At 62.3% G+C, this 24,335-nt stretch carries 23 protein-coding genes and 1 riboswitch; of the genes, 6 read left to right on the top strand and 17 right to left on the bottom strand.

Annotated elements, in window-relative coordinates; translation table 11 throughout:
* The first annotated feature begins 56 nt into the window (after positions 1-56).
* Together ppk1 and ppx are read left to right on the top strand one after the other, a co-directional pair.
* Complete coding sequence (ppk1, locus tag ACWPWQ_RS12780; protein WP_202046123.1) at positions 57-2,126, top strand: polyphosphate kinase 1; 2,070 nt, start codon at positions 57-59, stop codon at positions 2,124-2,126.
* Positions 2,116-3,606, top strand: a complete 1,491-nt coding sequence (gene ppx / locus ACWPWQ_RS12775; protein ID WP_139434879.1) for an exopolyphosphatase — start codon at positions 2,116-2,118, stop codon at positions 3,604-3,606. Before ppk1 ends, ppx begins: the two co-directional genes overlap by 11 nt.
* Before the next feature lie 58 nt (positions 3,607-3,664).
* Here the strand turns inward: ppx and mgtE are convergent, their stop codons facing one another.
* The 14 genes from mgtE to ACWPWQ_RS12705 form a co-directional block, all read right to left on the bottom strand.
* Positions 3,665-5,008 (bottom strand): magnesium transporter, encoded by a 1,344-nt coding sequence (gene mgtE, locus ACWPWQ_RS12770; protein ID WP_454009935.1) that lies wholly within the window; start codon positions 5,006-5,008, stop codon positions 3,665-3,667.
* A 124-nt stretch (positions 5,009-5,132) separates the two neighbouring features.
* Positions 5,133-5,302, bottom strand: a riboswitch (M-box (ykoK) riboswitch).
* A gap of 179 nt (positions 5,303-5,481) precedes the next feature.
* Positions 5,482-6,690, bottom strand: coding sequence for a flagellar hook-associated protein FlgL (gene flgL, locus ACWPWQ_RS12765; RefSeq protein ID WP_454009934.1), 1,209 nt, complete (start codon positions 6,688-6,690; stop codon positions 5,482-5,484).
* A 3-nt stretch (positions 6,691-6,693) separates the two neighbouring features.
* Positions 6,694-8,682, bottom strand: coding sequence for a FlgK family flagellar hook-associated protein (locus tag ACWPWQ_RS12760; protein ID WP_454009933.1), 1,989 nt, complete (start codon positions 8,680-8,682; stop codon positions 6,694-6,696).
* Positions 8,683-8,685: 3 nt separating this feature from the next.
* Positions 8,686-9,798 carry a flagellar assembly peptidoglycan hydrolase FlgJ gene (gene flgJ, locus ACWPWQ_RS12755; RefSeq protein WP_454009932.1) on the bottom strand — a complete coding sequence of 371 codons (1,113 nt, stop codon included), beginning with the start codon at positions 9,796-9,798 and terminating at the stop codon, positions 8,686-8,688.
* Between the two features lie 115 nt (positions 9,799-9,913).
* Positions 9,914-11,011, bottom strand: a complete 1,098-nt coding sequence (locus tag ACWPWQ_RS12750; RefSeq protein ID WP_202046129.1) for a flagellar basal body P-ring protein FlgI — start codon at positions 11,009-11,011, stop codon at positions 9,914-9,916.
* Positions 11,012-11,072: 61 nt separating this feature from the next.
* The gene (gene flgH, locus ACWPWQ_RS12745; RefSeq protein ID WP_139434917.1) at positions 11,073-11,744 is read right to left on the bottom strand and encodes a flagellar basal body L-ring protein FlgH; all 672 of its coding nucleotides are present in this window, start codon (positions 11,742-11,744) and stop codon (positions 11,073-11,075) included.
* A 16-nt stretch (positions 11,745-11,760) separates the two neighbouring features.
* Positions 11,761-12,549, bottom strand: coding sequence for a flagellar basal-body rod protein FlgG (gene flgG / locus ACWPWQ_RS12740; RefSeq protein WP_010675290.1), 789 nt, complete (start codon positions 12,547-12,549; stop codon positions 11,761-11,763).
* Between the two features lie 14 nt (positions 12,550-12,563).
* Positions 12,564-13,310: a flagellar basal-body rod protein FlgF gene (gene flgF, locus ACWPWQ_RS12735; RefSeq protein ID WP_139434871.1), complete on the bottom strand. Its 747-nt coding sequence runs from the start codon at positions 13,308-13,310 to the stop codon at positions 12,564-12,566.
* Positions 13,311-13,456: 146 nt separating this feature from the next.
* Complete coding sequence (flgE, locus tag ACWPWQ_RS12730; protein ID WP_454009931.1) at positions 13,457-14,815, bottom strand: flagellar hook protein FlgE; 1,359 nt, start codon at positions 14,813-14,815, stop codon at positions 13,457-13,459.
* 10 nt (positions 14,816-14,825) lie between these two features.
* Positions 14,826-15,563, bottom strand: coding sequence for a flagellar hook assembly protein FlgD (locus ACWPWQ_RS12725; protein WP_454009930.1), 738 nt, complete (start codon positions 15,561-15,563; stop codon positions 14,826-14,828).
* Positions 15,564-15,668: 105 nt separating this feature from the next.
* Complete coding sequence (gene flgC / locus ACWPWQ_RS12720; RefSeq protein WP_005329775.1) at positions 15,669-16,088, bottom strand: flagellar basal body rod protein FlgC; 420 nt, start codon at positions 16,086-16,088, stop codon at positions 15,669-15,671.
* A complete protein-coding gene (gene flgB, locus ACWPWQ_RS12715; protein ID WP_005329774.1) occupies positions 16,088-16,486 on the bottom strand; it encodes a flagellar basal body rod protein FlgB in 399 nt (132 codons plus the stop codon). Before flgB ends, flgC begins: the two co-directional genes overlap by 1 nt.
* Positions 16,487-16,548: 62 nt before the next feature.
* A complete protein-coding gene (locus tag ACWPWQ_RS12710) occupies positions 16,549-17,373 on the bottom strand; it encodes a CheR family methyltransferase (RefSeq protein WP_005329773.1) in 825 nt (274 codons plus the stop codon).
* A 17-nt stretch (positions 17,374-17,390) separates the two neighbouring features.
* Positions 17,391-18,302, bottom strand: a complete 912-nt coding sequence (locus ACWPWQ_RS12705; protein WP_025327540.1) for a chemotaxis protein CheV — start codon at positions 18,300-18,302, stop codon at positions 17,391-17,393.
* 236 nt (positions 18,303-18,538) lie between these two features.
* Here ACWPWQ_RS12705 and flgA point away from each other — a divergent pair, with 236 nt between their 5' ends.
* The 3 genes from flgA (at position 18,539) to ACWPWQ_RS12690 (ending at position 19,972) form a co-directional block, all read left to right on the top strand.
* Entirely contained in the window at positions 18,539-19,144 is a 606-nt protein-coding gene (gene flgA, locus ACWPWQ_RS12700; protein ID WP_310650727.1) for a flagellar basal body P-ring formation chaperone FlgA, read from the top strand.
* A gap of 94 nt (positions 19,145-19,238) precedes the next feature.
* Entirely contained in the window at positions 19,239-19,559 is a 321-nt protein-coding gene (flgM, locus tag ACWPWQ_RS12695) for a flagellar biosynthesis anti-sigma factor FlgM (protein WP_025327542.1), read from the top strand.
* Positions 19,556-19,972, top strand: coding sequence for a flagella synthesis protein FlgN (locus tag ACWPWQ_RS12690; protein WP_454009929.1), 417 nt, complete (start codon positions 19,556-19,558; stop codon positions 19,970-19,972). The genes flgM and ACWPWQ_RS12690 overlap by 4 nt, the downstream gene beginning before the upstream one ends.
* A 33-nt stretch (positions 19,973-20,005) precedes the next feature.
* On the opposite strand, the gene yfcE is transcribed toward ACWPWQ_RS12690, so the two are convergent.
* Positions 20,006-20,560: a phosphodiesterase gene (gene yfcE / locus ACWPWQ_RS12685; protein ID WP_454009928.1), complete on the bottom strand. Its 555-nt coding sequence runs from the start codon at positions 20,558-20,560 to the stop codon at positions 20,006-20,008.
* Positions 20,561-20,570: 10 nt separating this feature from the next.
* Positions 20,571-22,208 (bottom strand): peptide ABC transporter substrate-binding protein, encoded by a 1,638-nt coding sequence (locus tag ACWPWQ_RS12680; RefSeq protein WP_454009927.1) that lies wholly within the window; start codon positions 22,206-22,208, stop codon positions 20,571-20,573.
* A 300-nt stretch (positions 22,209-22,508) separates the two neighbouring features.
* Here ACWPWQ_RS12680 and ACWPWQ_RS12675 point away from each other — a divergent pair, with 300 nt between their 5' ends.
* Positions 22,509-23,432: a DMT family transporter gene (locus tag ACWPWQ_RS12675; protein ID WP_454009926.1), complete on the top strand. Its 924-nt coding sequence runs from the start codon at positions 22,509-22,511 to the stop codon at positions 23,430-23,432.
* A 169-nt stretch (positions 23,433-23,601) separates the two neighbouring features.
* Here the strand turns inward: ACWPWQ_RS12675 and rsuA are convergent, their stop codons facing one another.
* Positions 23,602-24,294 (bottom strand): 16S rRNA pseudouridine(516) synthase RsuA, encoded by a 693-nt coding sequence (gene rsuA / locus ACWPWQ_RS12670; RefSeq protein ID WP_106886353.1) that lies wholly within the window; start codon positions 24,292-24,294, stop codon positions 23,602-23,604.
* Positions 24,295-24,335 lie beyond the last annotated feature (41 nt).

Raw genomic sequence — 24,335 nt, 5'->3', positions numbered from 1 at the left:
TCATGGTTTGACGCCATAACTTCCGCGCAGACGCAACCTGAGTACAGAGGCACCAGATGAGCACCGACAGGCAGTATGAAGAGAAAGAGCTTAGCTGGCTCTCATTCAATGAACGGGTGTTGCAAGAGGCAATGGACAAGACGGTCCCCCTCATCGAGCGGGTCCGTTTTCTGGGGATCTTCTCCTCCAACCAGGATGAGTTCTTCAAGGTACGGGTCTCGGACGTCAAGCGCCGCATCCTCATCAACGAGGTGCACGGTGGCGATGACGAGGCCAAGGTGTTGCTGCGCGCCATCCAGCAGAAGGTGATGGCGCTCGGCGAGGCGTTTGACAACACCTACAAGGAGTTGCTGATCGCCCTGGCCCGCCACAACATCTTCCTGGTCAACGAGAACCAGCTCTCAGAGGCGATCCAGCAGTGGCTGCGGGTCTTCTTCAAGGAGAAGGTGCTGCGTCACATCATCCCCATCCTCCTCAACAAGGAGGTCAACCCGGTCAAGTTCCTCAAAGACGAGCACACCTATCTGGCCATCGAGATGAAGAAGAACGGCCAGGTGATCCAGTACGCCCTGGTAGAGGTGCCGACCGACGATCTGCCCCGCTTCTTCCAGCTGCCGCCGGAGGGGACCCGCCGCAAGAAGCAGATCATCATCCTGGACAACGTCATCCGCTTCTGCCTGGACGAGATCTTCAAGGGCTTCTTCGACTACGACGAGATAGCGGCTTATGCGGTCAAACTGACCCGGGATGCGGAGTACGATCTCTCCGACCAGCTGGATCTGAGCCTGGTGGACAAGATGAGTGACGGCTTGAAGCAGCGCCTCACCGCCATGCCGGTGCGCTTCGTCTACGAGCGGGAGATGCCTGCGGCCATGATAAGCTTCCTGAAGCTCAAGCTGCAGATCAGCTCCTACGACGCCATCATGCCGGGCGGGCGCTATCACAACTTCAAGGATTTCATCGGCTTCCCCAACGTGGGGCGGGACTATCTGGAAAATCCCAAGCTGCCGGCCCTGGATTGCCGCGATTTCGATGGCTTCGTCAACGCCTTCGACGCCATCACCAAGCAGGACATACTGCTCTACTACCCCTATCACAAGTTCCACCACTTCACCGAGCTAGTGCGCCAGGCGGCGTTCGATCCGGCGGTCAGCGCCATTCGCATCAATATCTACCGGGTCGCCAAGAAGTCGCGGATCATCCACTCCCTCATCGACGCCGCCAACAACGGCAAGAAGGTGACAGTGGTGGTGGAGCTGCGCGCCCGCTTCGACGAGGCGGCCAACATCGACTGGGCCAACATTTTGACCGATGCCGGGGTCAAGGTGGTGTTCGGGGTGCCCAGCCTCAAGATCCACTCCAAGCTCTGCCTCATCACCCGGCATGAGCATGGGGAAGCGGTACGCTACGCCCATATCGGCACCGGCAACTTCAACGAGAAGACCGCCAAGATCTACACCGACTTCTCCCTGCTGACCCGCCACCCGGACATCACCGCCGAGGTGGAGGGGGTGTTCGAGTACATCGAGTACCCCTATAAACGCTACAAATTCAACCACCTGCTGGTCTCCCCCATCAACAGCCGCCGCCAGCTCTATCGCCTCATCGACAACGAGCTGGCCAACGCCAAGGCGGGCCAGCCCAGCGGCATCACCCTCAAGATCAACAACCTGGTGGACAGAGACCTCATCAACCGCCTCTATGCCGCCGGCCAGGCCGGGGTGCCCATCCAGATGATCATCCGCGGCATGTGCGCCCTGCGTCCCGGGGTGCCTGGCCTGAGCGACAACATCCAGGTCATCAGCATCATAGACCGCTTCCTCGAGCACCCCCGGGTGATGGTGTTCCACAACAAGGGCAACCCCCAGCTGTTCATCTCCAGCGCCGACTGGATGAGCCGCAACATCGACGGCCGGATCGAGGTGGGCACCCCCATCTACGACGAGCGGCTGAAACAACGCATCCTGGACATCCTCGAGCTGCAGCTGAGCGACACCTGCAAGGCGCGGGTCATCGATGCCGATCAGAAGAACGAATACGTGAAGCGGGGCAACCGCCGCAAGGTTCGCTCCCAGGTTGCGATTTACGACTATCTCAAACGTATCGAGTCAAACAATGGACAATAGTCTGTACGCCGCTGTCGATCTGGGGTCGAACAGCTTCCACATGGTCATCGCCCGCCTCAACGAGGGGCGGATGCAGATCGTCGATCGCATCAAGGAGCGGGTTCGCCTCGCCGAGGGGATGGATGAGCAGCGCCGCATGTCGGCGGAGGCCATGGCTCGGGGGCTCGACTGCCTCGCCCTGTTCGCCGAGCGCCTCACCAACATCAAGCCGGATCAGATCCGCATCGCCGGCACCTACACATTGCGCCGCGCCAGCAACGCCCGGGATTTCGTGCGCGAGGCGGCCGAGGTGCTCAACCACCCCATCGAGATCATCAGCGGCCAGGAAGAGGCGCGCCTCATCTATCAGGGGGTCGCCCATACCCAGCACATCGAAGGCCAGGTGCTGGTGGTGGACATCGGCGGCGGCAGCACCGAACTCATCATCGGCGAGGGCTTCGAACACAAGGCCCTCACCAGCCGCAAGATGGGCTGCGTCAGCTTCACCCAGAGCTTCTTTGCCAACGGCAAGCTGAGCGAGAAGGCCTTCAACAGCGCCGTGCTGGAGGCGCAGCACCAGCTCGCCCCCATCATCAACCAGTACCGCAAGCTGGGCTGGCAGAGCTGTCTCGGCAGCTCGGGCTCCATTCGCACCGTGCGCGACGTCTTGCAGGGGGAGGAGTGGACGGATGGCGCCATCACGCTGGCGGGTCTGGAGCGGCTGAAAGAAGAGATGCTCAGGCACAAGCGGGTCGACCAGCTCAAACTCGCCGGCCTCACCGAGGAGCGCCAGGGAGTCTTTGCCGCCGCCGTGGCCATACTGCTCGGGCTCTTCACCTCATTGCCCATCGAGCGGATGGAGTACTCCGACGGCGCCCTGCGCGAGGGGCTGCTCTATGAGTTCGAGGAGCGGCTGCAGCACCACGACATTCGCGAGCGCACCGCGCTGGCCCTCAGCTCCCACTACCACATCGACAAGCGCCAGGCCACCCGGGTGGAGCGGAGCGTCCTCGATCTGTTCGACGCCCTGAGCGACCCCTGGGAGATGCCCATCGAGCCCTATCGCGCCATCCTCGGCTGGGCGGCGCGGCTGCATGAGATTGGCCTTGCCATCAACTACAGCGGCATCCATCGCCACTCCGCCTACATCCTGCAGAACACGGATCTGCCCGGTTTCAACCAGGACGATCAGGCCCTGCTGGCGGCCTTGGTGCGCTTCCAGCGCAAGGGGCTCAAGCTCTCCGAGCTGCCCGCCCTGCCCAACCACGACGAGCAGACGGTGCTGCGCTGCATCCGCATCCTGCGCCTCGCGGTGGCGGCCCACCACAGGCGCCAGGACAACCTGCTGCCGGAGTGGCGGGTGCAGGCCGCCGGGGATCAGCTGGTGGTCACCCTGCCCACCGACTGGTGCGAGGAGAACCGCCTGCTGATCCAGAACCTGGAGAAGGAGCACCGCTATTGCCAGGAGCAGGGCTGGCCCCTGCTGTTCCAGCTCGGGTGATCGTTCACCTCAAACGAAAGAAGGCAGCCGATGGCTGCCTTCTTGCTTTCTGTCGGTGTCACTGCAGCTCGGGCAGCAACCACTTGGCGATCTCGAAATAGATGATGAGGCCGGTGCCATCCACCAGGGTGGAGATGAAGGGGGCAGAGACCACGGCCGGATCGATGCGCAGGCGACGCAGCACCATGGGGATGATGGAGGCGACCGCGGCGCTCCAGAGCACGATGGCGATGATGGTCAGGGTGACCACCATGCCGATCTGGGGACCCACCCCCAGGCTCCAGGCCCGGATCCATGCCGCAACCGCAATGGCGGCCGAGATCAGCAGACCGGTGGAGAGCTCTTTTCTGAGCACTGTGCCGAGGTTCTTCAGGCTCACCTCCCCCACCGCCATGGCCCGCACTATGGTGGTGGTGATCTGGGTGCCGCTGTTGCCGCCGGTGCCGATGAGCAGGGGGATGAAGAAGGCCAGGGCGATGGCCGCCTCCAGCTGCTGCTCGAAGGCCCGCAGCACTGTCCCCGTGTAGGCCTCCGCCACGAACAGGATCAGCAGCCAGCCCACCCGCTTGCGCCACAGCTGCCAGGGAGTGGCCTGCAGATAGGGGGTATCCAGGGGGGATGAGCCCCCCTGCAACTCCGCATCCTCGGTGGATTCGAGCTCCAGGATGTCGGCGGCGTCATCCACGTGGAAGACCCCCACCAGGCGCCCCTGATCCTCCACCGGCAGGGTCGAGATGTCGCGATCGATCAGCAGGCGGGCGGCCAGCTCCTGATCCGCCCGGGCGTTGATCCGCACCGCCTCCCGCTCCATCAGCTCGCTCACCGGTCGCAGGGGATCGGCGATCAGCAGGGACTTGAGGGAGACGCTGCCGAGCAGGCGCCGCTCGCCGTCGACCACATAGAGGTGCTGAAACAGCTGGGCCTTGTCCCAGGCGTCGTGGATCCGCCGCTTGGCGCTCTCCACCGTGGTGCCCTGGTCGACGGCCAGGTATTCGTGGCGCATGTTGGCACCGACCGACTCACTCGGCCAATCGAGCAGGGCATCGTAGATGGCCTGAGCCTGGGTCGGGAAGCGGGCCAGCAGCCTGGTGCGATCCTGGGCACCCAGCTTGCGCAGGATGGCCACCATATCGCGCCGGGGAATGGCCTCCTGCAGCACGCCCACTATGCTGCCATGCAGGCGCAGCAGCAGCTGGCCCGCGCTCTCCGCCGACAGGGAGGCGAGCAGGGCGGCTCCTCGCGGCGCAGGGAGAGTATCGAAGACGCAGTTGAGCTCTTCCGGGCGCAGGGTCAGCAGTTGATCGGCCCGCTGCACCGGGTCCAGGTTGTGGTCGAGCCAGCCCTGCAGGGCGGCGAGATCGAGCAGTTGATGACGGTTGAGCAGGGTGTGTGTTTTCTTCATCACAGATATCCTCATGTGATTTCAGGCAGGGCCTGAAGGCAACCGGCTCGCACCGGTCGCTGTCGACAAGAAAACAGCAATTTGATTGACGAGTAACAGGCAGGAAATGACGCCGTCCGGCGTGTTTTCATCCCCACGTACCAGCTTTAGCACTGCATAACGTATCCGGCATGCCGGAAGCCACTTGGGTTGACACCTTAATCCGATGAAAACTGTCCTGATCTTGGGCGTCTCTGGACGTCGTGAGATCAGTGGCCTGTGTTTATGCAGGAGCCTCGCCTAACGAGATGCTGCGAAAAATGCGCGCCACCTGGGTGGTGCGGGCGGCATCATCTGTCCGGGGCCTCCCCGAGTCAAGGCCATTGGGCTCCTGGCAACGGGTTGTTACAAATTGGGCGGGAAGCGGGCCGCCCATGAAAAGAACGCTCCCCCGGGCCTGGGCCACGGGGGAGCGGGCGATCAACGGGTAGATATCAGCGGATATAGTCGAACAGGGTCAGCTTGCTTATCTTGCTGAAGGCGAGCTGGGAGGCGCTCATGGCCGCATCCTCCTTGGAGAGCGCCGCAATCACCTCGTACATGTCCGCCTCGGAGACCTTGGCCCGCGCCTGCTGGTTCAGGGTGCTGAGCCCGTCGTTCGACCCCATCACCTGCTCCAGGCTGTTCATCCGGCCACCCAGCTCGCCGAGCCCCCTGTCTATCTTGGTCCTGGCGTTGTTCATGTGGGTGGTGGCATCGGCCACCGCCAGCTGGAAGCCGTCCGCCGAGAGGCTGGGGTCGCGCAGGGCGGTGAGGAAGTCGGACATGCCGTTGAGCACGCTGTCGTTCTTCGGCTTGTCCAGCACGAAGGTCTGATCCGCCCCCCCTGCCGGCAGGTCCAGGGTCAGCTCCAGCCCGTTGAAGGTGATCTTGTTGCCCGCACTGTAGTCCCCGTCCTGGATCAGGCCACCGCCGCTGTCCCGGATCTCATACCTGTCCGGCGGGCCCACCTGAGTGCTCACTGTGAACTGGTTGCTGGCAAGGGAGGCGTCGTAGTTGTTGCGATAGAAGCTCTCGAAATTCCCCTGATCCCCGACCCCTACCTGGATGTTGGCGCTGGTGCCACTGGCGGTGCGCCGGGTCGCCACCATCTCGAACAGATCGAAGCCGGAATCATTGGCCGGGATCTGCACCGTGGGAGAGACCTGGATGCTGCGCTGCCCGGTGTCCCCCTGGAACACATAGTTGCCGCTCGCATCTTTCACGAAGGGCTGGGTCTTGCTCTGGTTGCCGCCGAAGATGAACTCCCCCTGGGAGTTCTTGCTGTTCATCAGATCGAACATCTGCTTCTGCAGCCCCTCCAGTTCGCTCGCGATGGCGTTGCGCTCCTCCGAGCCCATGGCCGAGCTGTTGGCCTTCTGGATCAGGGTCTGGGCGCTCAGCATGGCGTTGTTGAGGGAGGTGAGCACAGTCTCCTCGTGGCCCAGGCTGTTCTCCAGCAGGCTGCCGTTGACGCCGTACTGCTTGAAGAGATCGATCTCCTTGGTCAGCGCCAGCTTCTGGCCCATGCCGGAGGGGTCTTCCCCCGCCCGGGAGAACTTCTCCCCCGTCATCAGCTGTTCATAGGCAGTATTCTGACGCTCGCTCACCTTGCTCATGGAGGCCAGGTTGCGGTCGTAGATCATGTTGGTGGTGATGCGCATGACTTACCTCACGGAAGACAACAGGGTATCGAAGATGGTCTTGGCGGTATTGACTATCTGGGCCGAGGCGGCATAGGACTGCTGGAAGCGGATGAGGTTGGCCGCTTCCTCCTCCAGGTTGACCCCGGAGACGCTCTCGAAGATGGCGGTGCTCTGGGTCAGCTTGGCCTCATTGGCCTGCAGCAGGGTCTTGGCCTGGCTGGCCTTGTTGCCCACCCCGGTCACCAGGGCGCTGTAGGCGTCGTTGAAGGTCATCTTGTCGTTGCTGGTGGCGGCGTTGTTGTTCTTGCGCACCAGCTCCTTGTTCTGCAGCTCCGCCAGCGCCAGCCCGTTGCCGTTGTCGGCAAAGCCATCCTTGTTGTAGCTCAGGGTGAAGCTGTCGCGGGCCTCCACCTTGCCGGTGATGCTGAAGTCGTAGCCCGGGGTCAGGGCCGGCACTATGGGAGTGCCCAGCGGCAGTTCGAGGGCGGACATCAGGTTCTGCCCCTTGGTGGAGGCGGGGGCCACCCCGAGCAGGTTGTTGTTCTTGTCATAGACCTCGTAGTTGCCGCTGCCGTCGATCTTGATGACCTGGGGAGCGCTCGGGTCCAGGGTATTGGTGCCAAAGCCCGACCCCGTGCCTGTGTTGTAGACGCTGTTGACCTTGATCTCGCCCGAGCCCAGGTTCTGGGAATGCTTGTCCGCCTTGATGGGGGATGCCAGCGCGATGTCTTCCGGCCTGGTGGCGGCCTGCGCCATGCCGGCGGCGGCGTGCTTGGTGGGTTGCAGCACTATCTTGTCGCCCCCGACCGGGGTGCCGGACAGGTCGATCTCGATGCCGTGCCCGGCCACCTCGAACTTGGCGGGGGGCGTGGTGCCGGTCGCCACCGAGGTCCGCTGGCCTGAGCCGTCGATGGAGAAGACCTCATAATCGGTGCCGTTGTTGAACTGCACTTCGTAATCGAAGGTGGTCACTTCCGAGCCCTTGCCGGGCACGAAGTTGACGCTGGCCGCGCCGCTGCCCTGGTTGCCGGCATAGGGGAGCCCCTGGCTCCCCTTGAGGGAGAAGAGATCCCCCCCCAGCTCGTTGTCCAGATCCATGCCGAGGCGGTTCTGCTGGTTCATGGCATCGGCCATGGCGACCGCCAGCTGGCCCAGCTCCCGCTTGGCGGGCTCCAGATCGTTGCGCGCCGTGAAGAGGCCGCCGATGGCGCCCCCCAGATCCTTGTCATTGATGTTGGCCTGGTTGGCCCCCAGGGTGAGCTGCAGCCTCGCATCCCGGGAGTCCGGGCTGCCTGGCACCACCTTGAACTGGGCCACGCCGCCGTCCAGCACCAGGGAGTGCCCCGTGCTCATGTTGACCAGCATGCTGCCGTTGGGCTGGGTCACGGTGCGGATCTCCATCTTCTCGGAGAGCTGGCGGATCGCCTCGTCACGCTGATCGAACAGCATCAGGTTCTCTTCCGGCGAGCCCTGGGTCCGGACTATGGCCTGGTTCAGATCGTTGATGCTGTTGAGCAAGCTGTTCACCCTGTCCGTCTCGTCCCCTATGGTGGCGTTGATGGTGTCGCTCTGCTTGTCGAGCTGGGCGGAGAGGGTGTGGAAGCGATCCACCATGCCGCTGAGCTCGCTCAGGGTGGTCTTGCGCCCCCCCACTTCCGCCGGCGATTCGTTGGCGGTGTGGAAGGCCTTGAAGTAGGAGGTGATGGTGGTGCCCACGCTGTTGCTGGCATCCCCCAGCAGGCTGTCGAGCTGGAACAGCTGATCGTAGCGCGAGCCTGCGGCATGGTAGGCGGAGGTATCCCGGCGCACCTCAGCCTGGGCGTAGGCGTTGATGACCCGCTCGCTCACCATGTCGCCCGTGCCCAATCCGACGGAATTGGTGTAGATCAGGGTGCGTTCACGTACATAGCCCTGGCTGTTGACGTTCACTATGTTGTTACTGGTGGTCTGCAGCAGTCGCTGCTGGGCCAATACACCCGAAGTCCCGATTCCAAGCAGATCGCTTGCCATAGCTTACAGCTCCATCTCTGTGTTCCTGGTCGCAGCGTTGCCGGGCATCGAGTAGCCGGCGATGGCATCACTGCGCAACACTTGTTTAAGTTTGCTGGCGTACTGGGGATCGGTGGCATAACCGGCCTGCTGCAGCGCCTCGAAATAGCGATCCGGGCTGTCCACCTTGGCCAGCGCCCCCTTGTAGCGACTCCCCGAGGTCAGGAAGTCCACATAGTCGTTGAAGCTCTCTTCAAACGACTCGTAGGAGCGGAACGCCGCCTTCTGGCGCGACGCCACCCCTTGCTCGTACTCCAGGGTGCTCACCACGGCCTTGGGCCCTTCCCAGCGGGGATCGGCCTTGATGCCGAACAGGTTGTGGCTCATCTGCCCTTCCCCGTCCTTGATCACCCGCTTGCCCCAGCCACTCTCAAGGGCGGCCTGGGCCACCAGCACCGCCGGACTCAGTCCCAGCTTGTCCGCCGCCTTCTTGGCCAGCGGCATCAGGCGCTCGACGAACTCCTCCGGACTGTCGAACACCTTGGCGCTCTCATCCAGGGCCGAGGCCCGCGGGGTGCTGCCCATGGGCGGCACGGTGCGATGGGGGCGTCTGGGCAGGTTCAACGAGGACTCGGCCCCATTCAGTCCACCCTTCATCTCGCTCTTCATTTCGTTATCAGCAAAATCTTTGCCAACTTTGGAGGCGGCGATCAGATCGTTGGAGGCGCTGGGGGCTTCATAGGGCTTGTAGACCCGCTCGGTGCGCTGGGGCAGCTTGAGTACCCGCCCGTCGTTATGGGTGAAGGTCTTCTCGGGGGAGAACTGCTTGGCCACCATCTCGGCGATGCCAAGGCCCCCCTTGCTCGACATGTCGGAGACCCGTTGCTCGTCCAGCATCCCCTCGTAGAACTGGGTGTAGCTGCTGTTCATAGGGTTATCTTGGGTCAGCACCGAGTTGGCCTGGCGCATGCCCTTGAACAGGGTCTGGGTGAAGATGGACTCGAACTGGCGGGCCGCCGCCATCAGTGCCTCTTGCTTCCCTTCCTTGCTGTGGCTCATCTGGCGCAGCTTGTCCAGATTCTGAACGTCCTGCACCATGCCAAGATTGATACCACTCTGGGTGTCGAACTCTGCCATAACCTTCCTCTTTGCCGCCCGTGGCAACCTCTTGCCGCTCAAGAAATGACTGTTTTACCTGTTGGCTCTCCGGGCCGGCTGCTGCGCCAGCCCGGAGATTCGCCGAGACAGCCTGTTACAAGATGACCAGCTGCCCCTGAATCGCCCCCGCCTGCTGCAGGGCCTCCAGAATCGCCATCAGATCCCCCGGCGCTATCCCCACCTGATTCACCGCCCGCACCAGGTCATCCAGGGTCGCCCCGGTGTCGAGCTTGAACATACGCCCCGGATCCTGCTGCACGTTGATGGTGGAGTTGTTGGTGACCGCGGTCTCGCCCCCCGCCAGCGGATTGGGCTGGGAGACCTGCTGGTTCTCGGCGATGGTGACCGTCAGGCCCCCATGGCTGATGGCGGCGGGCCGCAGCTTGACCTCGCTGCCGATGACGATGGTGCCGGTGCGCGAGTTGACGATGATCTTGGCGGACTCGGTGGCCGGATCCACTTCCAGGTTTTCGATGGTCGCAAGGTAGGTGACCCGCTGGCTCGGATCCCGCGGGGCAAACACCTTGATGGAGGTGGCGTCCAGGGCCTGGGCCGTGTTGGGGCCCACCAGATCGTTGACCACGTCGGCTACCCGTCGGGCCGTAGTGAAGTCGGGCCGGTTCAGGTTGAAGGTGATGGTGTCCCCCTGGGAGAAGGAGTTCGGCACTTCACGCTCCACGGTCGCCCCGTTGGCGATGCGCCCCACTGTGGGGGTATTGACCACCACCTTGGAGCCATCCGCCCCCTCGGCCCCGAGACCACCGACCACCAGACTGCCCTGGGCCACCGCATAGACGCGGCCGTCCAGCCCCTTGAGGAAGGTCTGGAGCAGGGTGCCGCCCCGCAGACTCTTCGCCTCGCCGATGGCGGAGACGGTGACGTCTATGGTCTGGCCCGGCTTGGAGAAGGGGGGCAGATCGGCGTGGATGGCCACGGGCGCCACGTCCTTGATCTTGGGCTTGATGTTGTCCGGCACCTTGATGCCGAAGTTGTTGAGCATGGTCCTGAAGGTCTGCTCGGTGAAGGCGTTGTTCTTCTCGCCCGTCCCGGGCAGGCCCACCACCAGACCGTAGCCGATCAACTGGTTGCTGCGCACCCCTTCCACCGAGCTGAGATCCTTGATGCGGGAGGCGTGCGCCAGCCCGAGCGGCAAGATACAGCACAGCAGGCCAAGCAAACGGAGTCGGTTCATGACATCTCCTGACTAAACCATTCCGGCCCCGGGTCGCCACTGACGACCCGGGGCCCGAGTATTAAATGGGCCACCAGGGGCCGTTGAAGAAGCTGGTCAGCCACCCCTGTTCCTGGGTGTTGGCCAGATCGCCGGTGCCGCCGTAATGGATGCGCGCATTGGCGACCCGCTGGGACGAGACGCTGTTCTCCGAACTCACATCCTCCGGGCGTACCAGGCCGGTGATGCGAATGTATTCGTTGCCGTTGTTGAGCATGATCCACTTCTCGCCGCGCACCAGCAGGTTGCCGTTCGGCAATACCTTGACCACGCTGACCGAGATGTTGCCCTGCAGGCTGTTGCTCTGATCCGCCTTGGCCTGGCCCTTGAACGCACTGCTCTGGCCGATGGAGGCCGACAAGTCATAGGGACTCGCCGTCACCGGCACCCCGCCCAGGGTGACGGGCTCCAGCTCCATCTTGTTGTCCTTGCCGCTCTGGGTATTGGCCTTCTTCGACGCCGAGGTCGACTCCGCCAGCTCTATGGTGATGATGTCACCTACCCTATGGGCCTTGATGTCCGAGTAGATGCCGTTGACCTGCTCGGGCTGGAAGATGGCCCCGGTCGGGCGCACCGACACCGGCTCCGACTCGCCATACACGGGGGCAAATTCGGGGTCGTCGGGTCTGGCGGTATTGGGGGTGCTAGTACAGCCTGCCAGTGTCAGCAGGCCCAGCATCCATAGGGCTTTCATCATGGCTCTCCTTTCATCAGGTCCGCTGGGTCAGGAAGGACATCATGGAGTCTACTGCCGAGATGACCTTGGAGTTCATCTCGTAGACCCGCTGGGCCTGGATCAGGTTCACCAGCTCCTCGGTCACGTTGACGTTGGAGGTCTCCAGCATGCCCTGCTTGATCACCCCCAGTCCGTCCGCACCTGCCGTCCCCTGGATGGGGGCGCCGCTCGACTGGGTCTCGAGGAACAAGTTCTCCCCCATGGGTTGCAGGCCGGTCGGATTGACGAAGTCGGTGGTGTTGATCTGGCCCACCACCTGGGACTGGCCATCCCCCTTGAGCTGGACGGAGACCTGGCCATCCTCCCCCACGGTCACGCTCTGGGCGTTCTCGGGGATCTGGATCTCCGGCTGCAGCGGGTAGCCGTTGCCCGGGGTGACTATGGTGCCCTCGTCATTGAGGGTGAACTGGCCGTTGCGGGTGTAGGCCGCGCTGCCGTCCGGCAGCTGGATCTCGAAGTAGCCGCGGCCGCTTATCATCAGATCCAGGGAGTTGTCCGTGGTCTGGACGTTGCCCTGGCTGTGGTTTTTCTGGGTGGCGACCACCTTGGCCCCCGCCCCCAGCATCAGGCCGGAGGGCAGCTCGGTATCCGCCGAGGAGCGGCCACCTGGCTGGTTGATGTTCTGATAGAGCAGATCCTCGAAGATGGCGCGGGCCTTCTTGTAGCCTACGGTGCTGGCGTTCGCCAGGTTGTTCGAGGTGACCGAAATGTTGGTCTGCTGGGCATCGAGGCCGGTCTTGCTGATCCAGAGTGCAGGATTCATTTAATGCTCCTTGATTAGCTGATACGCAGCAGCTGGGTTTGGGCCTCGTCATTCTCCTCGGCGGTCTTCATGATCTTGACCTGAGTTTCGAACTGACGCTGCAAACGAATAAGGTTGGTCATCTCGTCGACCACGTTGACGTTGCTCCCCTCGAGGGAGCCAGCCAGCAGGCCGACCTCGGCAGAGGCGGCTTCCTTCTGGCCATCCTTGCGGCGAAACAGGCCATCCTGCCCCTTCTCCACCGCATCGCTGGGAGGGTTGACCAGCTTGATGCGCTGGAAATCCTCCGGCAGGTTGGCGGCGGCCCCCTCGGGACGGCCGCTGATGGTGCCATCCCGGTTGATCTCTATCTTCTCCATGGGCAGGGGCAGCACTATGGGCTGGCCTGCGTCATCCACCACGTTGAGTCCGGTGGAGGTCTGCAGATTGCCGGTGGCATTGAGCTGCAGGTTGCCCATGCGGGTATAGGCCTCTGCCCCATTGGGATCCTGCACCGCAATCCAGCCCGGGCCGTCGACGGCGACGTCAAGATCCCGCCCCGTGGTCTGCAGCAGGCCGTGCTGCAGGTTCTGACCCGGCCGCTCCGTCATGGCGAACACCCGGGACGGCAGCCCTTCGCCAAACGCCTGCATGCTGCGCGCCTGCTCGAAGTCAGACTTGAAGCCGATGGTGTTGGCGTTGGCCAGGTTGTTGCCACGCACAGCCAGGCTGTTCATGTTCTCCTTGGCCCCGGACATGGCGATATAAAGCAGGTGATCCATGGGATCCTCCGTCAAACAGATGACTCTCGCAGGACAACTGCAAATTGAGTGCCAAGAGATATGGGAAGGGTGAAACAGAGGAGGAAAAAGCGCCGCATCGGAAACGACAAGGGGCGCATGAGCGCCCCTTGTCACCGCGATAATCCTTAGCGGATCTGCAGTATGTTCTGCTGCAGTGAGCTGTTCACTTCCAGGGAGCGGGAGTTCGCCTGGAAGTTGCGCTGGGCGGTGATGAGGTCCACCAGCTCTGTGGTCAAGTCCACGTTGGATTGCTCCAGGGCCGACGACTTGATGGAGCCGAAGGTGCCGGAGTTCGGGGTGCCCGGCAGGGCATCACCGGAGAGCAGGGACTGGCGCCAGGAGGTGTCCCCCACCTGGGTCAGCCCCTGGGAGTTGGCGAACTTGGCCATGGCCACCATGGCCACCTTGACGGTGGTGGCGTTGCTGTAGGTCGCCGAGACTATGCCGTCAGCGGTGATTTCAACCTTGGTCAGCCGGCCGACGGTGGAGCCATCCTGGGTCAACTTGTTGACCTCGAACGGCGAGGCGTACTGGGTCACTGTGCCGAGCTTGAGCTCGATCTCCTGGGTGCCATCGGCGCCATTGTTGATGATGCCGGCGCCCGGGGTGCCCAGCGGCTCTGTCTTGATGATGGCCGGCGTGGTGGGGGTCTGCATCTTGCCGGAGGCATCGAAGGTGACGCGGGCGCTCAGGGGGGCCTGGCTCAGGCCGGTCGCCATGGTGGTGGCAGTGCCGCCCACGACGTCGATGGGCTTGTCCCCTTCATACATGTACATGCGCCAGGCCGTCGGGCTCGCAGGCTGGGTCAGGTTCGCGGGATCCGCTTCCTTGACGAAGTACTGGGTGATGGTGTGCGGCTCCCCCAGGGAGTCGTAGACCACCACAGAGGTGGAGGAGGAGTAGGTGCTCGAATCCTTGGGATCGAACTTGGAAGCATCGGCGGCGCCATTGCCCGCCGCCAGCGGCGAGGCGGTGGACGGCAGGTTGAAGCTGGCCTCGATCTGCGAGGTCTGGACCGGCTCGCCGGCCTTGTCAGGGATCTGGATGGGCTTGGTCGCGTTGATGCTCACCGCCTTGGGGGTGCCATCAGAGTTGATCTCGTACCCCTGCAGGTAACCGCCGGAGTTGCTGACCATGTAGCTGCTTTCGTTGAGCTTGAAGGCGCCGGAGCGGGTGTAGCTGCGATCCAGGTTGGTCAGGCCATCGGAAGTCACGAAGAAACCATTGCCCTGGATGGCGAGATCCAGCGCGTTGTTGGTGAACTGCAGCGCCCCCTGGTGGAACTGCTGCGCCACCGCCCCCGTCGCCACCCCGTTGCCGACCTGGGTCTTGGCGTTGACGAAGATGGAGTTGGCGTAGACGTCGGCGAACTCGGCGCGGGACTCCTTGAAGCCGGTGGTATTGACGTTGGCAATGTTGTTCGCGGTGACGTTCAGGTCTTTTTGAGCCGCATTGATGCCGCTGAGGGCATTGTTGAATGACATGTCTTTCTCCTTAGATCACTGCGTTAGGGGTCGGTGTCGGCGTCGGTGTCGACTTGCCGGTCGTCCCGCCAATTTCCAATACATCGGTCAGATAGATGCCACCCAGTCCCTTGAGTTTGAGGGTGCTGGGGTTGGTGCTGGTGCCCAGGGTGACGCTCTCCACCTTGGCATAGGTGAGGGCCGGTACGCTCTCGGACTTGCCATTGACAGTGGCGTGCGCCTCTATCGAATACTTCCCGCTCTTGGCGGCATTGCCCGACTTGTCCTTGCCATCCCACTCGAAGGCCACGTTCCCCTTCTGATCCCCTTCGATGGAGAACTCCTTGATCACCTGACCGCTTTCGTCCTTCACCGTCACCTTGACGTTGCTGCCACCGTCCCCGGTGGCGATGACGCCGGAGAGGGTGCTCCCCTTCTCCAGATAACCGGTGTTGGAGGGAATGAGCACGTTCTGGCCCACCAGGGCCGAGGCCTGCAGCGCCTGGCTGGAGGTCATCAGGCTGTTGAGGCTCTCCATCTGGGTGGAGAGGCTGCTGATCCCCTGGGACGTCGACATCGAGGTCATCTGGGAGAGCATCTGGGCGTTGTCCACCGGCTTGAACGGATCCTGGTAGGAGAGCTGCATGGTCAGCAGCTTCAGGAAGGACTCCTGATCCAGCTCCTTCTTCTGGGTCGTGGTGTTGGTGGTATTGGTCTGGGCGGGCGACGTCCGGTTGACCCCCAGCAGGCTGTCATAGGTATCTGCCACTTAGGATTCCCTCTCTGTCCGGGTTTGCCGGGCGTCGTACGGGTCGAACCCATGGTCGCGGCCATGCAGGCCGTCACTGATCACTGTCATCCGGGTTCACCTCTATCAGGACTTGCCGAGGCCGAGCGTCTGCTGCAGCATCTTCTTCGCCGCATCCGCCACCTGGACGTTGGTCTGGTAACTGCGCGACGCCGCTATCATGTCCGCCATCTCCTCCACCATGTTGACGTTGGGCTTGAAGATGAAGCCATCCTTGTCCGCCATGGGGTGGTTGGGGTTGTACTCCTTGAGCAGCGGCGCATCGCTCTCGACTATGCCCTTCACATCCACCCCCACCGAGGCCTGCTTGTCCGACATGGCCTGATCCAGCTGGGCGGCAAAGACTGGCCGCCTGGCATGGTAAGTTTTTTCCACGCTGGAGCTGACGCTGTCGGCGTTGGCCATGTTGCTGGCCACCGTATTGAGGCGGACGGACTGCGCGCTCATGGCAGAGCCTGCAATGTCAAAGACCTTGAACAAACTCATTACTGATCTCCTTTCAACGCCTTGAGCAGGCCGCTTATCTTGCCATTCATGAATTCGAGGGAGGCCTGGTACTCGAGGCTGTTGCGCAGGAACTCGCTGCGCTCCTGCTGCACATCCACCGTATTGCCGTCACCTGTATCCGGTTGCAGGGGGTTGCGATACTGGGTCGACCCGGGGGCATCCATCTGCAAGGCGAAATGCTTCTCGCTGGTGGTGGACAGCCCGAACCCTTGCTGGCTCTGGGCATCCTGCAACGCCTGGGAGAAGTTGATGTCACGGGCCTTGAAGCCCGGCGTATCCGCGTTGGCGATGTTGCTCGATAGCACCTCCGCACGCTTGGCGCGAACGCTCAGCGTGTACTGGTGAACACCGAATGCCTTGTCGAATGAAATTGCCATAGCGCACCTCCTGCTTCACGAATGTTTAGCAAGAGGTATGCCAAAGAGGGACGAGGGGGGAGTTATTTGACCTTGTAGACGATGCCGGGGTTGCAGCGGATCATCTCGAACTTGTCGGTGAGGCCCGCCAGGGACTCCGAGGCCCCCAGCATCAGATAGCCGCCAGGATTGAGGCTGCTGGCAAACTGGTTGAGGATCTTGGACTTCACCTCTGGCGCAAAGTAGATGAGCACGTTGCGACAGAAGATGATGTCAAACTTGCCGAGCAGGCTGTAGCTCTCCAGCAGGTTCAGTGGCCGGAAGCTGGTCAATTTTCTGACACGCTCCGATACCCGCATCTTGTTGTCGCCGCAGGGCTCAAAGAACAGCCGCTTGCGCTCGGGTGACAGGCCGCGGGCCAGTGCCAGGCTGTCGTAGACCCCCTCCTTGCACTGGTTGAGCATGGTGCTGGAGATGTCGGTCCCCACTATCTGCACCCCGCCCGGCAAGGTGCCGGGGCGTTTGACCTGCTGCTCCAGCGCCGTCATGGCGATGGAGTAAGGCTCCTGCCCGGAGGAGGAGGCCGCAGACCAGATCTTGATGGGACGACCACTCTTGCCGAGCTCGGGGAAGATCTTGTCGCTCAGCAGCTGGAACGGGTAGGTATCGCGAAACCACAGGGTTTCATTGGTGGTCATGGCATCGACCACGGCCATCTTGAGCTCCCGCTCGCGCACGTTCATCGCCCGGGTCACCAGTTCAGACAGACTCTCGATACCAAACTGAGTCATCAAGGGCGACAGACGGCTCTTGACCAGATACTGTTTGTTGTCACCCAGCACTATGCCGCTCTGCTGCGCCAGAAAATTGCTGAATTGCCTGTATAAGTCGTCCGAAAGTGTCTTCATGCAGTTGTTCTTCTTTATTAGAGGGCGCCTTGTACGGCCTTGGCCAACTCATCAGGCTGGAATTTGGCTATGAAGTTGTTCGCACCAACTTTCTGCACCATGGCCTGATTGAACACCCCACTGAGGGATGTGTGCAGGATAACATGCAAATCCTTCAGGTTGGGATTGTTGCGGATCTCGGCGGTGAAGGTGTAGCCATCCATCTCCGGCATCTCGATGTCGGAGATGACCAGGGCAATCTGATCGAGGATGGGGCCCTGCTTGGCCATCTCCAGCAACATGTTGAGGGCCTCCCGTCCATCCTTGGCCAGCACGCACTGCACCCCGATGGCCTCCAGCGCCCGCTGTACCTGCTTGCGCGCCACCGAAGAGTCGTCGGCGACCAGCACAGGACGGCCGTGGGGGTTGCGCTCCACGCTGGCTTCCACCAGCTCGGCACTCACCTCGGTGGAGACCGGCGAGATCTCGTTGAGAATGCGCTCCACGTCCAGGATCTCCACCAGCTCGCCATCCACCTCGGTCACCGCCGTCATGTAGTTGATGCGACCGGCGCCCTTGGGGGGCGGCAGGATGGACTCCCAGTTCATGTTGATGATGCGCTCGACCGAATGGACCAGGAACCCCTGAACGGATCTGTTGTACTCGGAGATGATGATGAAGCACTTGGAGATGTCCTGGATGGGGCGCTTGCCCATCGCCATGCTGAGATCGATCACCGAGATGGTCTGGCCGCGAATGTGCGCCACACCGCGTATGCAGGAGTTGAGCTTGGGCATGACGGTCAAGGGAGGGCACTGCAGCACCTCACGTACCTTGAATACGTTGATGCCAAATCTTTGACGTCCGTTGAGACGAAACAGCAGCAGCTCCAACCGGTTTTGTCCCACCAGCTGGGTCCGTTGGTTGACCGAGTCCAGAATACTCGCCATAAACACTCCCTAAAAAACGCTTGGCACTGATCGTGCATGTTGTGTGTGCATGCACATTGGCTTGCATCAGACTATCGATGTCTCGACAACCGAAATCTGCAGCAAGCATAGTTAACTGCGATGGTGTACGTGAACAACTTATCGACCGGTAAGCAAAAATGATTAATAGACTTTTCCTCATCTTACTGCCGTTTTGCAGCCTCTCTCACGCCATGGCATCCGAGGTGACCGACTATCTGCAGGAGCAGGCACAGACATTCGTCCTCGACCAGCTGGATGTCCCCCTCGACGCCCAGGCCGAGGTGACCGCCGGTACCATAGATGAGCGCCTCCCCCTGAACCACTGCGAAGAGGGGCTGACTATCTCCCTCCCGGCCAAGATGGAGATACGCCGCAACACCACCGTCTACCTCAAGTGCGAGGGAGACAAACCCTGGGATCTCTATCTCCCGGTGCGGGTCAGCATCCAGAAACCCTATGTGACCGTCGCGGCTCCCGTGGCCAAGGGGGACATACTGAGCGAGTCCATGCTGACCCTGGCCTACCAGGATCAGACCCTGATCCGCGGTGACTATCTCACCGACCCCGCCGCCCTCATCGGGGTGCGCAGCAAGCGTGAACTCAAACCGGGCCAGCCAATCAGGCTGACTCAGGTCTGCGTGGTCTGCAAGGGGGACCAGGTCACCCTGAGTGCGGAAAACAGCAGCATGCAGATCAAAACCATGGCCCGAGCCTTGCAAGATGGCAGCTTCGGAGACATGATCAGGCTCGTCAACATTCGTTCGGGCAGAGCGGTGCAGGGCCAGGTGAGTGCCGTCGGCTCTGTGGTGGTCACATTCTGACTGTTTTATTAATGCAGCAATTTTTTTCTAAAGTTCTGACCGCCGTCACCGATAAACAGGTAAGCGAACAGCAAAGCAGACGAAGGTAAACCGTATGGCTATCAACAATATCAACAACTTGGCAAACAGCCGGTTGCAAAACAGTGGGACCAGTCAGGGTGTAGCCACCAAGTCCGCGACCTCTGCCGAGAGCAATCGTGCGGCGACCGTCAAGACCGACTCTGTCTCCTTGACCAGTGAGGCGCAGCAATTGCAACAGATGCAGAAGACCCTCAACACCGCCTCCACCGGTAACGAGAGCCGCGTCGAAAGCCTGAAGAAGGCCGTGGCCAGTGGGGAATACAAGGTCAACAGCGAAGCCGTGGCCAGGAAGATGTTCAGCTTCGAAGCGGATCTGGACAAACGGCTGGGATGATGGAACTGCCTTCGCTGCTGCACGCCCAGGACCACAACCTCTCCCAGATGCAAGGTTTGCTGGCAGAGGAGTTTGACCTGCTCAAGGCACACCGGGCCCTGGCCTTGCCGGCGCTGGCCGAGCGCAAGCAGCAACTGCTTGAGGCCATCGAGACCCTGGACAAGAGATTGGCCGAGCTGCCCGATCTGCAGCAACAACTCGGCGCCTTCCCGGCTCAGGTGCAGGCCCTGCAAGCCAAGCTGGAAGCCTGTCAGGAGCAGAACAACCTCAACGGTCGACTGCTCGAGCTCAGCATCATCTCCAATCGCCGCCTGGCGAGCTTTCTCAGCAAGTTGCGAGACAGCAACTCCCTGACCTATGACGCCAAGGGCAATACCCGCTCCGGCACCCGCTCCCTGGGTATCAAGGCCTAATCCTCTCTCCTTCCTTCTCTTGATGCCCGGCCGTCAGAGCACCAGTTCCATCAGCCTTGCCCCGTCGCGGCAGGCATGAATGCTCATGACGCCATCCTCATACCGGCCATAGCTGGCCGCCCATTCTCCCCTCGGAAAACAGATGGATCCCGGGTTCACCAGCACCATTTCCCCTTCTTGCCGCACTTCTCGTCGCAATACGGGCAGGTGGGTATGGCCGCTGATAAAGAGGCTGCCCGCCGGCAAGGGCACCGCCTCGGGATCATAGAGATGACCATGACTGACGAACCAGCGCCGCCCGTCCACCAGCAACTGGTTGTAGGGGGCCGTGATGGGGAAGTGCAGCAGCATCTGATCCACCTCTGAATCGCAGTTGCCCCGCACCGCCATGATCCGGGGGGCCAGCTGGTTGAGCCGCGCCGCCACGGCGGCAGGCTCATACCCCGCCGGCACCGGATTGCGCGGGCCGTGGTTGAGCAGATCCCCCAGCAACAGATAGTGATCCGGCTGCCAGGGGGCAAGCTGCGCCAGCACCTGCTCCAGGGCAGGCAGGCTGCCGTGCAGATCGGAAATGATGGCTATCTTCATCGCACACTCCTCATGGCTGGCTGAAGTAGAGATCCTTGGTGGCGATGGCCCCCTTCAGGTTGCTGCTCGGCAGGCCGCGCAGGGCGGGGTCCACCAGCCTCATCTGGTTGTAGTGATAGACGGGGATGACGGGCATCTCCTCCATCAGCAGTTGCTCGGCCTTGCGGTAGAGCCCGGTTCGGGCGGCACCATCCAGAGAGTCAGCGGCCTGTTGCAACAGGCCGTCGAAGGCCGGGTTGCAGTAGCCGCTCTCGTTCTGGGGATCCTGACAGCGGAAACTGCCCAGCATGGACGAGGGCTCGACATAGTCACCAAACAAGAAGGAGCGGGCCAGCATGAAGTCGCCGCTGTCCTTGGCCACCTGATAGGCATTCCACTCCATGTTGTTGAGGGTGACCTCCACCCCCAGCGGCTTCCACATGGCCGCGACCGCCAGGGCCAGCTTCTTGTGATTCTCCGAGGTGTTGTAGGCCAGCGTCAGCTTGAGGGGGTGGGCGCTGTTGTAGCCCGCCTCCGTCAGCAGGGCAGCGGCCCTGGCCAGACGGGTCGGCATGTCCTCCAGGGCCAGCGCCGAACCCAGCTCTTCGTAATCCGGCATGCCGGGCAGCAGGGACCAGGCCGGCCGCTCCCCCTGACCGCTCACCTTCTCGGTCAGCAGGCGGCGATCCATGGCCATGGAGAGCGCCTGACGCACCCGCACATCCTGCAGCTCGGGACGGCGCAGGTTGAAGGTATAGAGGTAGGTCCCCAGCAGCGGCAGGCCCCAGATCCGCTCCGGGGTCTCTTCCATGGTCTTCTGGTAGTACTCCAGCGCCACCTTGTTGGTGAGCTGGATCTCTCCCGCCTCGTAGCGCAGCCGCTCCGCGTGCTGGGAAGCCAGGGGCAGATAGGTTACCCGCTGGATCCGGGTGTGGGCATCATCCCAGTACTGGGGGTTGCGCTCGGCTTCGATGCGCTCGTTCGGCACCCAGTTCACCAGCCGGTAGGGGCCGTTGCTGACCAGCTTGCCAGGCTGGGTCCACTGCTTGCCAAACTGGGTGATGGCCCGCTCGTTGACCGGCACGAAGGGGCGCTGGCTGATGAGCTGCAGGAAGTAGGGCACGGGCCGCTCCAGGGTCACCTTGAGGATCTGATCGCTCTCGGCCTCCACCCCCAGGGCATCGAGATCGAGGGCACCGGCATAGATGGACTGAGCATTGTTGATGCCGGTCGCCAGCAAGAGACCGGCGGAGGGCGAGGCCTGCGCCGGGCTCAGCAGACGCTGCCAGGCGTAGACGAAATCCCGGGCGGTGAGTGGCTCGCCGTTGGACCACTTGAGCTGCGGGCGCAGGAAGAAGCGCCACACCAGGCCATCCTCGCGCGTCTCCCAGCGCTGGGCCTGGGCCGGCACTATCCTGCCCTGCCCATCCTCGCTGACCAGCCCCTCGAACAAGTCCACCAGCACCACCTCCCCCGGGAAACCGGAGCGGATCTGGGCAGGGTCGAGGGACTCTGGTTCGGCGCCGTTGCCCTTGACCAGGGTCTGCCTGTCAGAGAGCGCAGGCTGCTGCACCACTGTGGTCGCCTGCAACGGCGGCGCCAGCATCAGTCCGAGCAGCATGGGGGAGAGCCAGCGACGGGCTGGCCGGGCGGCGAAACGGTAAAGCATGAGATCAACCTCGTTCAATTCACTTTATTTTAAGAAGGGGAAGGCCGGCGGCGCGCCTTAAAACGAATGCATGATGCCGCGCTTGTTATCCCCGAAGACGCCCCGTATTGTATCGGGCTTGCCCGGCAGATGGAGTCTTTCGGGCTATTTTTTTCAGGGGATTTTTCCCAACTGTCAGCCACGGGCGTGCAAGACCGCTTGACGGTCCCCTCGACTCGCCTCGCATGAAGGTCAGTCAGGGCGCCATGGCGCTCGATGCAGGCATCAGCCCGGCTGATTTCTACCGTTTCAGGGGTCTTTATGGGGTATGAGTGGCTGGCGCTGGCTGCCGCCAGTTTATGGGCCGTCGCAGCCCTGATTTCCGTCAAACCTGCACGCCATCTGGGGGCCTTTGCCTACAGCCGCTGGCGGATGTTTCTGGTCAGCCTGATGCTGGCCAGCGCCAGCCTGGTCACGGGGGGCTGGCAGAGCCTCACCCAGAGCGCCCTGCCACTGCTGGCGTTGTCTGGGCTCATCGGCATCTTCGTCGGTGACACCGCGCTATTTGCCTGCATGAACCGGCTGGGGCCCAGGCGCAGCGGCTTGCTGTTCTCCTGCCACGCGCTCTTCTCCGCCCTGCTCGGGCTCTGGCTGTTTGGCGAACAACTCGGTGGCTGGCGTCTGGTGGGGGCCTTGCTGGTGCTGGCGGGGGTCATGCTCGCCATCCTGTTCGGCCGCCGTGGCAACCCGCAGCAGGCGCAACAGCACAACGAGTGGGAACAGGTGCGCGGCCACCTCGGAGTCGGCATCGCGCTCGGCCTGACTGCGGCCCTGTGTCAGAGCCTGGGAGCCATCATCGCCAAGCCGGTGATGATGGCTGGCAACGTGGACGCGGTGAGCGCCTCCGGCATCCGCATGGGGAGCGCCCTGCTGGCGCACTATACCCTGCGGGTGCTGAGGGTGCCCCTGGCCATGCCGCACAACCCCATCAATCGCCAGGTGCTTGGCATGATAGGCATCAACGGCTTCCTGGCCATGGCCCTAGGGATGACGCTCATCCTGGTGGCCCTGCGCCAGGGGGACGTGGGCATGGTGGCCATCCTCTCCTCCACCACACCGGTCATACTGCTGCCCCTGCTGTGGTGGCACTCGGGGGTGCGCCCTGCCCTGCCCGCCTGGGCCGGCGCCCTGCTGGCCACCCTGGGCACGGCCCTGGTACTGGGAGCGGGGTCAGTCGGGGGTTGATGCTGGGCTTCGCTCAGCGCCAACCTGCGCCCAATCATCAAATTCATCCGAATACGCTTTGCTATTCGAACCTACCAAATTCAATTGCTTCTGCCGGTTCGATTAGCCGCGTCGCGGCGTAATCGGACGCGGTAACCTCATTGCGAACCTTCGCCGTCGGATGGCGTGATTAAAACTGGGCCACTTCCTCGGCGGTCAGCTCCCGGTATTCCCCCGGTGCCAGCTCGTCGTCCAGGCCGAGTGCCCCGATCCGCTCCCGATGCAGCCCTATCACCTTGTTGCCGATGGCGGCAAACATCCGCTTCACCTGGTGGTACTTGCCCTCGTGAATGGTCAGCCTGGCCTCGCACTCCCCCAGGATCTCCAGCTGGGCAGGGCGGGTCTTGTCGGTCTCGTTGCGCAGGTAGACGCCATCTTCAAACAGCGAGATGGCATCCTCGCTCACGGGGTCGGCCAGCCAGACATGATAGGTCTTGGCACACTCGTGGCGCGGCGAGGTGATGCGGTGGGACCACTTGCCGTCGTCGGTGATCAGCACCAGGCCTGTGGTGTCGAGATCGAGCCGGCCAACCACGTGCAGCTTGCCCATGGCGGGCTCATCCAGCAGATGGAACACGGTGGCGTGATCGGGGTCTTCGTTGGAGCAGACGTAGCCTTCCGGCTTGTGCAGCATGAAGTAGCGATTCTGCTGATTCAGGGTCAAGGTCACGCCATCAAACTCGATCAGGCTCTGCTCATTGATGTGGAAGGCGGGCTGCTTGACCAGGATACCGTCCACCATCACCTCCCCCTGACGGATCAGCTTGCCCGCCTGGGAACGGGTCAAATCGGAGCAATCGCAAAGAAATTTATCGAGCCGCATGCACAAAACCTCGGAATCCAACGTTATCAAGGGGCGTCATT

The organism is Aeromonas sp. Marseille-Q7275, from assembly GCF_965119515.1.
Note: the sequence above shows the minus strand (reverse complement) of the source record. Positions and strands in the feature narration are given on the sequence as shown.

Coding starts and splice junctions, on each gene's coding strand:
- ppk1 (WP_202046123.1), top strand. CDS start 57: ATGAGCACCGACAGGCAGTATGAAGAGAAAGAGCTTAGCTGGCTCTCA.
- ppx (WP_139434879.1), top strand. CDS start 2,116: ATGGACAATAGTCTGTACGCCGCTGTCGATCTGGGGTCGAACAGCTTC.
- mgtE (WP_454009935.1), bottom strand. CDS start 5,008: ATGAAGAAAACACACACCCTGCTCAACCGTCATCAACTGCTCGATCTC.
- flgL (WP_454009934.1), bottom strand. CDS start 6,690: ATGCGCATCACCACCAACATGATCTACGACCGCAACCTGGCCTCCATG.
- ACWPWQ_RS12760 (WP_454009933.1), bottom strand. CDS start 8,682: ATGGCAAGCGATCTGCTTGGAATCGGGACTTCGGGTGTATTGGCCCAG.
- flgJ (WP_454009932.1), bottom strand. CDS start 9,798: ATGGCAGAGTTCGACACCCAGAGTGGTATCAATCTTGGCATGGTGCAG.
- ACWPWQ_RS12750 (WP_202046129.1), bottom strand. CDS start 11,011: ATGAACCGACTCCGTTTGCTTGGCCTGCTGTGCTGTATCTTGCCGCTC.
- flgH (WP_139434917.1), bottom strand. CDS start 11,744: ATGAAAGCCCTATGGATGCTGGGCCTGCTGACACTGGCAGGCTGTACT.
- flgG (WP_010675290.1), bottom strand. CDS start 12,549: ATGAATCCTGCACTCTGGATCAGCAAGACCGGCCTCGATGCCCAGCAG.
- flgF (WP_139434871.1), bottom strand. CDS start 13,310: ATGGATCACCTGCTTTATATCGCCATGTCCGGGGCCAAGGAGAACATG.
- flgE (WP_454009931.1), bottom strand. CDS start 14,815: ATGTCATTCAACAATGCCCTCAGCGGCATCAATGCGGCTCAAAAAGAC.
- flgC (WP_005329775.1), bottom strand. CDS start 16,088: ATGAGTTTGTTCAAGGTCTTTGACATTGCAGGCTCTGCCATGAGCGCG.
- flgB (WP_005329774.1), bottom strand. CDS start 16,486: ATGGCAATTTCATTCGACAAGGCATTCGGTGTTCACCAGTACACGCTG.
- ACWPWQ_RS12710 (WP_005329773.1), bottom strand. CDS start 17,373: ATGAAGACACTTTCGGACGACTTATACAGGCAATTCAGCAATTTTCTG.
- ACWPWQ_RS12705 (WP_025327540.1), bottom strand. CDS start 18,302: ATGGCGAGTATTCTGGACTCGGTCAACCAACGGACCCAGCTGGTGGGA.
- flgM (WP_025327542.1), top strand. CDS start 19,239: ATGGCTATCAACAATATCAACAACTTGGCAAACAGCCGGTTGCAAAAC.
- ACWPWQ_RS12690 (WP_454009929.1), top strand. CDS start 19,556: ATGATGGAACTGCCTTCGCTGCTGCACGCCCAGGACCACAACCTCTCC.
- yfcE (WP_454009928.1), bottom strand. CDS start 20,560: ATGAAGATAGCCATCATTTCCGATCTGCACGGCAGCCTGCCTGCCCTG.
- ACWPWQ_RS12680 (WP_454009927.1), bottom strand. CDS start 22,208: ATGCTTTACCGTTTCGCCGCCCGGCCAGCCCGTCGCTGGCTCTCCCCC.
- ACWPWQ_RS12675 (WP_454009926.1), top strand. CDS start 22,509: ATGGGGTATGAGTGGCTGGCGCTGGCTGCCGCCAGTTTATGGGCCGTC.
- rsuA (WP_106886353.1), bottom strand. CDS start 24,294: ATGCGGCTCGATAAATTTCTTTGCGATTGCTCCGATTTGACCCGTTCC.